Annotated in this window: 12 protein-coding genes; 5 read left to right on the top strand and 7 right to left on the bottom strand. The window is 62.0% G+C overall.

Translation table 11 applies throughout. The features are described 5' to 3' along the window. On the bottom strand, positions 1 to 1,784 hold a 1,784-nt coding region (locus tag ACRC1E_RS05455), incomplete at its 3' end, for a TonB-dependent hemoglobin/transferrin/lactoferrin family receptor (RefSeq protein WP_438514097.1). A gap of 76 nt (positions 1,785 to 1,860) precedes the next feature. Beyond that, on the bottom strand, positions 1,861 to 2,025 hold the full coding sequence (gene hemP / locus ACRC1E_RS05450) for a hemin uptake protein HemP (RefSeq protein WP_438514096.1): 165 nt from the start codon (positions 2,023 to 2,025) through the stop codon (positions 1,861 to 1,863). A gap of 156 nt (positions 2,026 to 2,181) precedes the next feature. Here hemP and hutW point away from each other — a divergent pair, with 156 nt between their 5' ends. From hutW to ACRC1E_RS05435, 3 genes are read left to right on the top strand one after another with little or no spacing between them, the layout of a single operon-like run. Continuing rightward, complete coding sequence (gene hutW, locus ACRC1E_RS05445) at positions 2,182 to 3,507, top strand: heme anaerobic degradation radical SAM methyltransferase ChuW/HutW (protein WP_438514095.1); 1,326 nt, start codon at positions 2,182 to 2,184, stop codon at positions 3,505 to 3,507. Then, the gene (gene hutX, locus ACRC1E_RS05440) at positions 3,504 to 4,004 is read left to right on the top strand and encodes a heme utilization cystosolic carrier protein HutX (RefSeq protein WP_438514094.1); all 501 of its coding nucleotides are present in this window, start codon (positions 3,504 to 3,506) and stop codon (positions 4,002 to 4,004) included. Before hutW ends, hutX begins: the two co-directional genes overlap by 4 nt. Beyond that, a complete protein-coding gene (locus ACRC1E_RS05435) occupies positions 4,001 to 4,624 on the top strand; it encodes an NAD(P)H-binding protein (RefSeq protein WP_438514093.1) in 624 nt (207 codons plus the stop codon). The genes hutX and ACRC1E_RS05435 overlap by 4 nt, the downstream gene beginning before the upstream one ends. Before the next feature lie 79 nt (positions 4,625 to 4,703). Here ACRC1E_RS05435 and ACRC1E_RS05430 read toward each other — a convergent pair whose 3' ends face one another. Next, positions 4,704 to 5,168: a copper chaperone PCu(A)C gene (locus ACRC1E_RS05430; protein WP_438514092.1), complete on the bottom strand. Its 465-nt coding sequence runs from the start codon at positions 5,166 to 5,168 to the stop codon at positions 4,704 to 4,706. 182 nt (positions 5,169 to 5,350) lie between these two features. Between ACRC1E_RS05430 and ACRC1E_RS05425 the strand changes: the two genes are divergently transcribed. Together ACRC1E_RS05425 and ACRC1E_RS05420 are read left to right on the top strand one after the other, a co-directional pair. Then, on the top strand, positions 5,351 to 5,995 hold the full coding sequence (locus tag ACRC1E_RS05425) for a MarC family NAAT transporter (protein ID WP_438514091.1): 645 nt from the start codon (positions 5,351 to 5,353) through the stop codon (positions 5,993 to 5,995). A gap of 66 nt (positions 5,996 to 6,061) precedes the next feature. Then, entirely contained in the window at positions 6,062 to 6,337 is a 276-nt protein-coding gene (locus ACRC1E_RS05420; RefSeq protein ID WP_438514090.1) for a hypothetical protein, read from the top strand. Between the two features lie 9 nt (positions 6,338 to 6,346). Here the strand turns inward: ACRC1E_RS05420 and ACRC1E_RS05415 are convergent, their stop codons facing one another. The 4 genes from ACRC1E_RS05415 to ACRC1E_RS05400 form a co-directional block, all read right to left on the bottom strand. After that, positions 6,347 to 7,660, bottom strand: a complete 1,314-nt coding sequence (locus tag ACRC1E_RS05415; protein WP_438514089.1) for a sodium-dependent transporter — start codon at positions 7,658 to 7,660, stop codon at positions 6,347 to 6,349. A gap of 216 nt (positions 7,661 to 7,876) precedes the next feature. Then, the gene (locus ACRC1E_RS05410) at positions 7,877 to 9,196 is read right to left on the bottom strand and encodes a sodium-dependent transporter (RefSeq protein ID WP_438514088.1); all 1,320 of its coding nucleotides are present in this window, start codon (positions 9,194 to 9,196) and stop codon (positions 7,877 to 7,879) included. Between the two features lie 215 nt (positions 9,197 to 9,411). Then, positions 9,412 to 10,728: a sodium-dependent transporter gene (locus ACRC1E_RS05405; protein ID WP_438514087.1), complete on the bottom strand. Its 1,317-nt coding sequence runs from the start codon at positions 10,726 to 10,728 to the stop codon at positions 9,412 to 9,414. 199 nt (positions 10,729 to 10,927) lie between these two features. Next, positions 10,928 to 11,815: a sterol desaturase family protein gene (locus ACRC1E_RS05400; RefSeq protein ID WP_438514086.1), complete on the bottom strand. Its 888-nt coding sequence runs from the start codon at positions 11,813 to 11,815 to the stop codon at positions 10,928 to 10,930. Positions 11,816 to 12,105: the final 290 nt, after the last annotated feature.

Raw genomic sequence — 12,105 nt, 5'->3', positions numbered from 1 at the left:
CCGTGAATATCGACCCGGCCTATGTTCTGGTACTGCGATTCAAATGTGCCGGGTCGCCCGGCACTGCCGATTCCGTTGCCATTGCTGTCGCCTTGCAGCCTGGCCAGTTCGATGAAATCGCGATAGCGGTTGGCATAGGCGGTCAGCCCGAAGTCGGCGTGATCCCATATCCCCTTGACACCCAGTTCGATGCCCTGACTGGTTTCGGATTTCAGCTGCGGATTGGCAATGACCTCGTAGCCGTGGGCCTGATTGGCATAGGCCATATTGGCATCGTCGAACGGCGGAGCACGAAAGCCGGTGGAAAGCTGCAAGAAGCCGGTGTAGTGATCGGCAAACGGTAGCGACAGGCCGAATTTTGGCGAGAAGGCGCTGTCGCTGAACGCGGGCACCGCACCGTCGGGGTTGGCGTTGAGATAGGCTTGATCAAGGTGGGACTTCATCCGGTAGTAATCCCAGCGCAGGCTGGGCGAGGCGATGATGCCGCCAGCCAGACGGATTTCGTCCTGTACGAAAATGCCCAGCCTGTCGGAGGTGCTGTCGGGGAAGGTCTTGCTGGGGAAGGTTTCGCCGGCGATGACTTGATTGCTCGAACCATCCGCCTTGATTTCCAGCTTGTTGCGCGGGCGGGCCGTTTCGGTGCGCGCAATATCCAGCCCCCAGTGCAGGGCATGCTGGGTCTGGCCGATGGCAAATGCCCGTGTCGCATCCAGATTCAATCCGCGAACCTGCTGCTCGAAACCGTAGTCGGACAGGCGGCGGGATTGGTCGGAACGCCATTCGATGCTGTTGTCGCGGTTATCGAGCTTTTGCCAGTAGGCCTTGGCATTCAGACTGTCAAAAATGCCTGCACCTTCTGCTTGCCAGCCCAGCGAGACGCGATCGCGCCTGACCTGATCATCGGCCAGCAGGCGGTCTACACCTGCGCCACGCCCGGCGGCGGTGCGGGCGCTGATCACGTCGGTATCGGTGTCGCGCTGATAGTGTTCCAGCGTCAGCGCGATACGCTGCCCGGGGGCTGGTGCGTAGCCGAATTTGGCCAGCACATTGTCGCTGCTGAAGTCCTGCGGATTCGGCGCGGTCCGGTCCTTGGCACTGGCGGGAGCCGATGCGTGATTGTCGCCACGGTTTTCAGTTTCGTGTCCCTTGCGCCGTGTCAGCAGCAGCATGGCGTCAGTACGTTCGCCGACCACGCCAAGCGCCGCGGTTGCGCCGGCCGATTTATCGCTGCTGCCGGCAAACAGCTTGACGTGGCCGCCACTGTTTTCACCGTCGGCAATGAGGTCGGCCGCTTCCAGTGTGCGATAGCCGATGACGCCGCCGATCGCATCCGAGCCGTACAGGCTGGAGAACGGCCCCTTGACGATGTCGATCGCACGCAGGCTGTCCATATCGACAAAATCGCGCCCGGAAACATAGCCGTTGCCATTGCCGCCGCCGGCATAGGCTTCGGGCAGGCGCACGCCGTCGACCAGCATCAGGATACGGTTGCCATCGATGCCGCGAATATTGAAGCCGGCATTGCCGCGCCGTGCAGGATCGCTGGCAACCTCGATGCCCGGCTCGTACTTGACGGCTTCGGCCATGTCTTCGGCTAGTGTGGTATCGAGCTTGTGGCGCGAAACCACGACGGCATTGGGCGCCGTTTCGGCCAGTGTTCTGGTGCTGCGGTGGGCGGTGACCTCGACGGTTTCCAGCCGTTCAAGCTGGATGGAGGTTTCTGCAAACGCAGGCCACGCCGAGGCGAGGCCGATAAGCAATGGGGTCAGGCGAAAGCGGGCCATGCAAACTCCCTGTCGGGTTATTGGCTGGCTGGCGCACTCGCTGGCTGGCTGGCTGGGTCGGGGATCTTCCCCGCGATTATTTGGTCAGGATCAGTTTGTTGTTGCTGGTCAGGCGCAGGCGGTAGATTTCACCTGCATGATCGATCCTGACTTCTCGCCCGCTGCTGAATAGTTGCAGGCTTTTCAGGATGACAGTATCGCCAGGCGGCGCTGTCTGAGGGGTGGGGCAGGTCTTGTTCATGGTGTCAATTCCGTTTCGATTGCAGCAATGATAATGATTCTCATTTGAAGTAGCAAGGTGCTATCGGGAAATTTGTTGCAAATGCGATCAATTCTCATTTAATCTATAAAAAAGCCAGCCGCCGCCAGCTATCACTTTCCTCTTACTGGAGACTTCATGGCTGACGCTCTGCCTGATGCACTACCCTTTAGTTCCCGCCGCGCACTGATGCCGATGTGGGGTCAGACGGCCTTGCCGCAGCCCGCATGGCCCGAACGCTGGCAGTCACTGCAAGCTGCTGCCGTACCCGATGATGCGCTGGCCTATGTCCACATCCCCTTTTGTGCCAATCACTGTGTTTTCTGCGGTTTTTACCGCAATGGCTGGAACCCTGAGTCGGCACGGCGCTATACCGACCGCCTGATTGCCGAGCTGGAAGCCGATGCGGCCTGCCGCACCCCCGGCGGCAGTATCCGGGCTTTATATCTCGGGGGCGGCACGCCGACCCTGCTTGCGGCAGAAGACCTTGCCCGGCTGTTGCTTGCGCTGCGCGCCACCCTGCCGCTGAGCGATGATTGCGAAATCACCGTCGAGGGGCGTATCTCGCACTTCACGCCGGATAAGGTCGATGCCTGTGTCGCCGCCGGTGCCAACCGCTTCTCTATCGGGGTACAGACTTTCGATACGGCCATTCGCCGCCGTCTTGGGCGCAAGCACCCGGGTGACGAGGCCGCGAGCTATCTCGCCTGGCTTGCCAGCTACAGCGGGCAGGTCGTGGTCGCCGACCTGATCTTCGGCTTGCCGGGGCAAAACGAAGAGATCTGGCGGCGCGATATCGATACCGCTTTGTCTCTCGGCCTTGCCGGTCTGGATGTCTACGCCTTCAACCTGATGCCGCAATTGCCGATTGTGCGCATGATAGAAAAGGGTGCTTTCCCGCCTGCGCCTGGCCTTGCCGAGCAGTTGGCGCAGTACAAAATCGCCTGCCATCAGCTGGCCGATGCCGGTTGGGCACAACTGTCGAATAGCCACTTCGGTGCGCCCGCTGGAGGCGAGCGTAATCGCTACAACCTGCAAATCAAGTCGGGTACGCCGTGTCTTGCCTTTGGCGCGGGCGCGGGCGGCAACCTGGCCGGCGTCAGCTACGCCGTAGAGCCCGACCTTGGCCGCTATCTCGATACGCCGGCGAGGCAAAAACCGCTTGCCCGCATGGCCAGCGGCTTAGCCGGCAGCCACTGGCTAGCGGCCTTGCAAGGTGAAATCGAAAGCGGTTGCCTCGCGCTGGCTACGCTGCCGGTGCCAGCGCGCATCATGCCCCTGCTGCAAGATTGGGCCGGTAAGGGCTTGCTGATGCTGGATGGCACGCATGCCCGGCTGACGACAGACGGCCGCTTCTGGGGCCCGACCATGATGCGCCAGATTGCCGATATCGCCCTGCCGGACCATCGTGCCGGCCAGACCATGACGCTTCATCCCATCCATACGCATAAGGAAACCGCATGAACAGCACCCAACTCTCCGCCCTCAAGGCCCGCCTGCTACGCAACCCCGGCGTCGTGCTGGAAAATCTGGCTGAAACGAATGCACTGAGCGCTGCCGAAGTGATCGAGTGCCTGCCGGACACCATGTGGAAAAAGCTGGATGGCAGCCGCTGTATTTCGGTGCTGCAGGCTTTGCCTGCGCTGGGTGAGCTAACCGTCATCATCCATACCGGCGACGGCATTTTCGAGTTTGGCGGGCGCTTTCCCGAAGGCGAGACCGGGCACGGCTTTTACAATCTGCATGGAAAAAGCGGGCTGCACGGCCATCTGCGCGCCACCCGCTGTCAGGCGATTTATCTGGTCGAGCGGCCATTTATGGGGCGCGATACGGCCAGCCTGTTATTTACCAATCTGGATGGAGGCATCATGTTCAAGGTATTTGCCGGTCGCGATGCCGAGGGTGCGCTGAATCAGGCGCAGCTTGACGCGCTGCGTGCACTTTACGGAGCACAGGCATGAACGATTTGCTGATATTCGGGGCGACCCGCAATAGCGGATGGCTGCTGGCGCAGTCGGCACGGGCACGCGGCATGAAGGTTGCCGCGCTGGCGCGCCCGGGGCATGGCGAGGCGCTGACCGGTTTGGGCGTGAGCGTGATCGAGGGGGATGCGTTTGAAGCAGGCGACTGCCTGCATGCGCTGGCCTTAAGCCGGCCACGGCGAGTCGTCAGTCTGCTGGGCGGCAAGGATGCGTCGGGTCGACGCATTGATGATGTCGGTAACTGCAACGTGATTGCCGCATGCGAGCAATACGCTGTTGAGCGCGCCTTGCTGGTGACGAGCTTTGGTTGTGGCGAACTCTATCCCATGCTCTCGCCACAGGCCGAGGCCTTGCTGGGCGAGGCTATTCGTGCCAAGAGCCGAGCCGAGGCGCGCTGGCAGCAAAGCCCGTTGCCGACCACCTTGCTGCGCCCCGGTGAGCTGAGTCATATCGATGGTACGGGTCGCTGGCTGTTGCACGACGGCGGCACCGGCAGTGGCGCGCCACTGGCGCGCGCCGATCTGGCCGAAGCCATTCTCGCCCTGCTCGACGATGAGGCAAGTGCAGGCAAGGTACGGTGTGTCAGTGGCCCCATCTAGCGCGGCTAGGCCGGATTGACACCGGCGAGGGGGGCAAGCAGACAGGCCGCCGCCCTTGGGCTGCGGTTGCGGGCCGGTTTCAGTGCTGCATCGGCATTGCGGCCGGCATGCCGTCTTCGACCACCACATCCAGTTTCACTTCGCCTGCTTTCTCGAACTTCAGCGTCAGCGGGAAATGCTCGCCTTTGACGAGCGGGCTGTTCAGGCCGAGCAGCATCACATGCAGGCCGCCGGGAGCGAACTTGATGGTCTGGCCCGCCGGTACGGCGACGCCGCCCTGTACCTCGCGCATGCGCATCACGCCGTTATCGTGGATATGGGTGTGCAGTTCGGCCTTTTGTGCGCGCGGCGTACTGGCCGCGATCAGCTTGTCGGCTGTCTTGCCCTTGTTTTCCAACATGAAATAGGCTGCACCATTGGGCGCGGCCACCGGCATCACCCGGCTCCACGGATGATGAATGCTCAGTGTGCCGGCTTCGGTGGCGTGGGCCAGGGTTGGCAGCGACAGCGTGGCGAGCAGGGCGGTAACAAGCAGCTTTTTCATGGGAACTCCGTTGCGCAATGATGGTGTGCAAATTACCACATTTGTCATTAAACGGATTGCGGCAGATTGCCGCAGGCGCTTTGTCCTCTATGCGACAGATAGTTGCCAAATCACGAAGTCATGCTGGGCAAGCCGGGCCAGTAACATAACAATGACGCCTCGCCTTCAGCCCGTACCCGCAAATGTTTGCGTCCTTCTACCTGCAGTACCTGTTTGGCGGTCTGGTCAGCCTGATCGTCATTACCAATCCGCTGTCCAAGATTCCATTGTTTATCAGTCTGACCCGCAGCATGAGCGATGCACAGCGCGCCGAGCAGGCGCGCATGGCCTGTATTTACGCGGCCGCCATCATGGTGGTGTCGCTGGTGGCAGGCAATCTGATTTTGGAGTTTTTCGGAATTTCCTATGGTGCGCTGCGTATTGCCGGCGGCTTCGTGGTGGCGGTCATCGGCTACCGCATGCTGTTTCTGTCGCAGGAAAGCAGCCCTTCGCACCGTCTGGCAGCAGAAGAGGATTGCGCCTTCTTTCCGATTGCCATGCCCGGCATCAGCGGCCCCGGCACCATCGCGGTCGTGATCGGCCTGTCGACCGAGATTGCCGAGTTGCCCAGCTGGTCGGCGAAGGCCGGTGCCATGTTCATGACGATGCTGGCGATTGCCGGCACCAGCATCGGGGTCTGGATGATGCTCAAATCCAGCGATGTGATTGCCGACCGTCTGGGGCGGGCCGGACGCGAGGTATTAAGCCGCTTGATGGGCTTTTTGCTGATCTGTGTCGGCGTGCAGTTTATCGGCTCCGGCGTCCGTACCTTTATGGCGGGCTCCTGAAGCCGCTTCGGCACGGCGTGACAGCACAGACTATGGTTGTGCTATTGCCTTGCCGAATCGCTGCCCATGTTTATCCTGTATTCCCAAGCGCTATCCATTATCCAGATCCGCTACCACAAGCTGCCCTGTCCGGGCCGGCTGGGGGTATCCAGCTTCAAGAAAGACCGTGGCCTCTGGCTGGACAAGCTGCCGGACGGGCGATGCCGTGTCAGCGAATTTGGTTTTCAGTCTGATTCCCGCATCATTGACGCCGATCAGCTGGCGGCGCTGCTGAAGCGCATCATCAAGCGGGAGTTTCCACGCAGCTACAAACTGCGTCTGGAAATCCAGTCTGAAGACTGACTGTTGCCATCAGATATTCCACACCAGAATCAGACCGATCAGCAGCGGCGCGATGACGCAGCACATCGCGCGCATCGCCGCTTGTGCCGGGCGGGACAGTGCCAGTTCGGCACGCATCGCCGGCCACACCTTCCAGCCGGCAAACAGCGCGGTGCCGATGCCGCCTATGGGCAGCAGGATATTGCTGGCGCTGTAGTCCATCAGCTCGAAGATATTGCGTCCGAACAGCTTGTAGTCGGCCAAGAGGCCGAAGGACAAGGATGCCGGGATGCCGGCGGCGAATACCAGCGCGGCGACGCCCAAGGTCGCTTGCTTGCGGCTGATGCCCCACTCGTCTATCGGCAGGACCACGATCAGCTCCAATAGCGATACCGACGAAGTCAGGGCGGCAAACAGCAGCAGCGCGAAGAAGGCAATGGCGAAGCCCTGACCGAAGGGCAGGTGGTTGAATACGATAGGCATGGTCATATAGGTGAGCCCCGGGCCGGCGGCGGCATCCAGGCCGAAGGCGGTGACCGCCGGAAAGATCATCAGCCCGGCGAGGATGGAGGTCAGCGTGGTCAGGCCGGTGACCCACAAGGCGGAGCCGGTCAGCTTGATATCGTCACCGAGGTAGGAGCCGTAGGCCAGCATGCAGCCGGCACCGACCGATAGCGAGAAAAACGCCAGCCCCAGCGCATCCACCAGCATCGCCGGCGAGACCTTGGCAAAGTCGGGCGCCAGAAACGCGGCGACACCGGCGGCAGCACCGGGTAGCGTCAGCGAGCGCACCATCAGCACCAGCATCAGCACGAACAGCGCCGGCATCAGCACCTTGCCGGCGCGTTCGATACCGTTCTTGACGCCGGCCATCACCACACCCAGCGTCAGCGCCATAAATAGCCCATGGGTGAGCAAGGGCTCGGTCGGGCTGGAGACATACTGGCCGAATAGCGCGGCCAGCACCTCGGGGCTGTTGCTCATGACCCGCCCATCGATGGCACGCAACAAATAGCCCAGCGTCCAGCCACCGACCACGCTGTAAAAGCTCAGTACCAGAAAGCCCGCCAGCACGCCGGCGTAGCCGACCAGCGGCCATGCACCACCGCCCAGCCGTTTAAAGGCACTGACGGCGCCGACTTTGGCATGACGGCCGATGGCGAATTCGGCCAGCAGCAGGGTGAGCCCCAGCGTAAAGGTCAGCGCGATAAAGACCAGCAAGAAGGCGCCGCCGCCATTCATTGCGGTGACGTAGGGAAATTTCCAGATCGAGCCCAAGCCTACCGTGGCACCGGCCGAGGCGAGGATGAAACCGAGGCGGGAACCCCATTGTGATCGCTGCATAAACTGCTCCTTGTGCGGAAATGGATGCCGGCAAGGAGGAGGGAAGAATGACATAGGCCGCCTTGTCGGCGGCCTGTTGGGGATAGTCGTGACCCGGCGCGCCGCTTAAGAGAGGCGCCACCAGTTGCAACGGAAAGTCACGGTTATCGAATTCATGGCTTTAGCATGCCTTGTGACCGCCTTATCCGTCAAGTGCGGGATACAATCGCCAGCGCATTACAGGTTTTTAAGCAGCACGCTGAGTACGAGTAGCGGAATCAGGTAACGGCAAGCGAACTGCCAGCCACGGCGTACGCGGGCCGGCAGGCCGGCTTCGTCGGCCAGGCGCTGGCCCGCTGCGCTGCCGGCCAGAAGCGCCAGCGCGATGCCGCCCACAGGCATTGCAAGGTTGGAGACGAAGTAATCCATCGCATCGAATATCGTCTTGCCGGCAATGCTGACATCGGAGAGCACGCCGAAGGACAGCGCTGCCGGTATGCCGCAGACAATCACCGCAGCCGTGACGGTGCATAGCGCAGTGTGCCGCGACCAGCCCAGATCATCGATGAAAAAGATGGCCACCAGCTCCAGCATCGCCACCGAGGAAGACAAGGCCGCCATCGCCAGCAAGGCAAAAAATGCCACGGCGAAGACGCCGCCCAAGGGCAGGTGCTGGAACACGACCGGCATGGCGATGAAGGTCAGCCCCGGGCCTGCGGCCGGATCGAGGCCGAAGGCGGCCAGTGCCGGGAAAATCATCAGCCCCGACAGCAGGCTGACCAGTACCGCCAGCGTCACCACCCAGGCCGCCGTCGGCACGATGGCGATATCGGTCTTCATATACGAGCCATAGGCAATCATGGCGCCGACACCCAGCGACAGCGAGAAAAAGGCCAGCCCCAGCGCATCGACGGCACGGGCTGCGGTCAGTTCGCTAAAGTCGGGGCGCAGAAAGGCGATGACGCCGGCGGCGGCACCAGGCAGTGTCAGCGCCCGCGCGACCAGCAGCAGCATGATCACGAATAGTGCCGGCATCAGCACCTTGCCGGCCCGCTCTATGCCTTTTTCGATACCGCCCAGCACGATGGCGAGGGTGGCGAGGGCGAACAGTGCATGTGTCAGTAGCGGCGCCAGCGGATCGGACACGAAGTTGTCGAACAGTGCCGGTAGCTCCGCCGGTGCCGTCGCCATCACACGGCCATCGAGGGCAAAGCCCAGATAGGCAAAGGTCCAGCCGCCGACCACGCTGTAAAACGAGAACAGCACGAAGCCGGCGAATACCCCCAGCAGGCCGGCCAGCCGCCAGCGGGAACCCCCTATCCGGGCGTAAGCGACGCTGGCGCCACTGCGGGTGGTGCGCCCCAGTGCAATCTCGGCCACCATCAGCGCGAGCCCGAGGCTAAAGCTGAATGCCAGATAGAGCAGGATAAAAGCACCGCCGCCGTTCTGGGCGGCGACATAGGGGAATTTCCAGATGGCGCCAAGGCCGATGGCAGAGCCGGCGGCGGCGAGAATGAAGCCCAGGCGCGAGCCCCAGCTGTGGCGGTGTTGCGGCATAGTGTCCAGTTCCGGTGGTGACTCCGGCGGGCTGGCGGCCAAATGAAATCGGGCCGCCTGAGTGGGCGGCCCGATCGGAATGCATGATTTCAGAAGCTTGCAACCGTCCCGGCCGCCCTGAGCGGGCGGACCATAAAGGAAAACGCAAAAAATACGGCGTAACGGTTCATGCGTATAAGTAAATCATGTATCTGCGCCGAGCGTCAAACGCCCGCTTACAGGTTTTTTAGCAGTATCGCCGCGATTGAGAGCGGTGCGACCAGGCGGCAGTTCCACTTCAGCAGGAATAGCGGCAGACCGCCAAGCCCTGAGTGTTCACGCAGCAAGGGCCACACGCGCCAGCCGGCGAATAGCGCCACCAGCATGCCGGACAGCGGCATCATCACATTGCTGACGCTGTAATCCATGGCATCGAAGATATTCTTGCCGAAGATGCTGATGTCCGCCCATGGCCCCAGCGATAGCGAAGCCGGCACCCCGCACACGAACACGGCGAGGCTCAGTCCCAGCACCACCGGCCGGCGCGGCAGCTTGAATTCGTCGAGAAACAGGGTCGCGATCAGCTCCAGCATCGACACCGACGAGGTCAGCGCCGCGACTGCCAGCAGCGTAAAAAATACGACGGCCAAGGCTTGGCCGAAAGGCAGGCTGGCAAACACGATGGGCATGGTCATGAAGGTCAGCCCCGGGCCGGCGGCAGGGTCAAGCCCGAAGGCGGTCAGTGCCGGGAAAATCATCAGGCCGGCAAGGATCGCCACCATGCACGACAAACCCACTACCCAGGCCGCCGAATGCAGCACCGGCGTCTCTTTTTTCACATAGGAGCCGTAGGCGATCATGCCGCCGGTACCCAGCGATAGCGAGAAAAAGGCCAGACCCAGTGCATCGCCGACCATGGCCGGGGTGACGGCATTAAAGTCGGGGGTGAAGAAGATGATGGCACCGGCGAGTGCGCCGGGCAGGGTCAGCGAGCGCACGATCAGCCCCAGCATCATCAGGAACAGGGCCGGCATCAATAGTTTGCTGGCGCGCTCGATCCCCTTTTCCACCCCGCCCAGCACGATGGCCAGCGTTGCCAGCGCGAAAGCGGCATGGCTGACAATCGGCCACAGCGGGTCTTCGACATAGCGGGCGAAGGTCTGTTGCAGTACGCCGCTATCGGTGGTTAGCACCGAGCCTTCAACCGCCAGCGCGATATAGCCCAGTGTCCAGCCGCCGACCACGCTGTAAAAACTGTACAGCACGAAGGCGGCGAAGATGCCCATCAAACCCACCAGCGGCCAAGCTCCGCCTGCCAACTGGCGGAACATGCCGACCGGGCCGGTTTGCGCCGCGCGCCCCAGCGTAAACTCGACCAGAAGCTGGGCCAGGCCCAGGGTGAAGCTGAACAGCAGAAACAGCAGGATAAAGGCACCGCCGCCATTCATGGCGGTGACAAAGGGAAACTTCCAGATGGCGCCCAGGCCGACGGCCGAGCCGGCGGAGGCGAGGATAAAACCGAGGCGCGAGCCCCAGGCTGATCGTGTGTGCATGATGGTCCTTGTTGTGGGACCTTCACCCGCTTACCACCCATGGCGTCCAGCAACAAAAAGGCCGCCTTGGGCGGCGGCCTGGATGTCGGTCGATTCTGTTGTTCAGACGCGCGCAAACTTTCCGGCCACCAAAAGGGAGACCGGATAATAAGACTTGCCGTAGCAGGTAGCGTGCTGTGTATTCGTCATAGTGCGGCCATCATGACTTGCCGGCCGGCAGGCTGTCAAGCATTGGCGATTGGCTGGTCGCTATTTGTTCTGCGGCTTCCGGCGTGCCGAACAAGAGCAGCAGTCGCTCGCGCCATGAACGCGCACGGGCCACTTCACGCGCCATGTCGACCCACTCGGTCAGCGAGACCAGCAGCGGGTTAAAGCTTGCCACCGGCTTGACCGTACCGTAATCGCACGGCTCGGCCGGATCTTCCGCTACAAAACTGCCGAACAGCTTGTCCCACACCACCAGCACGCCGGCGAAATTGCGGTCGAGATAGCGCGGGTTTTTTGCGTGGTGCACGCGGTGGATGGACGGGGTGTTGAACAGCTTTTCAAACGCGCCCAGATGCGGGATGGCCTGAGTGTGGATATAGAACTGGTAGGCGAGGTTGATCAGTACGATGCCGACGATGGCTTGCGGCGGAAAGCCCAGCCACGCCAGCGGCAGCCAGAACGCCCACATGCCGGCAAGCGGGTACATCAGGCTCTGGCGGAAGGCGGTGCTGAAGTTCATCCGTGTCGAACTATGGTGCACGCTGTGCGCCGCCCATAGCCAGCGCACGCGGTGGCTGGCGCGGTGAAAGCCGTAGTAGAGCAGGTCTTGCAGGATAAACAGTGCGAAAAATGCCGGCCACGACAGCTCGAAGTGGAATAGCCGGTACTGGTACACCCAGGCATAAAGCGGGATCACCAAAGCCCACGCCAGCTTATCGGCACCCTGATGCAGCAGGCCCAGCGCCGCATTGCACAGTGTGTCGCGCCAGTCATAGACATCGCCCCGCCCTCGGCGTGCCCAGTAGCGGATTTCCCACGCCACCGCCAGCAAAAAGACGGGCGTCAGCCCCAGCAACAGCAACTCGATATCGAAACCCATCCCGCTCTCCCCGTGTCTGCCGGCCGCCATCCGTGGGCTGGCCGGTCACGCCCATGTTATGACGAAAGGCTGCTGCGGGGAATAGGGAATGGGGAGTGGGGGCGGCTGGCGGGTTTGGTTTTTCGGGATCGGGGAGCCGGGAATAGGGAGCCGCGGTGTTGACGTGCTTGGGTCGGTTCGCAACACTGAAATCCGAGTCCCGAGTCCCGAGTCCCGAGTCCCGAGTCCCGAGTCCCGAGTCCCGAGTCCCGAGTCCCGAGTCCCGAGTCCCGAGTCCCGAGTCCCGAGTC

The sequence above is a fragment of the Craterilacuibacter sp. genome, assembly GCF_051659485.1.
Lineage (GTDB): Bacteria > Pseudomonadota > Gammaproteobacteria > Burkholderiales > Chromobacteriaceae > Craterilacuibacter.
Note: the sequence above shows the minus strand (reverse complement) of the source record. Positions and strands in the feature narration are given on the sequence as shown.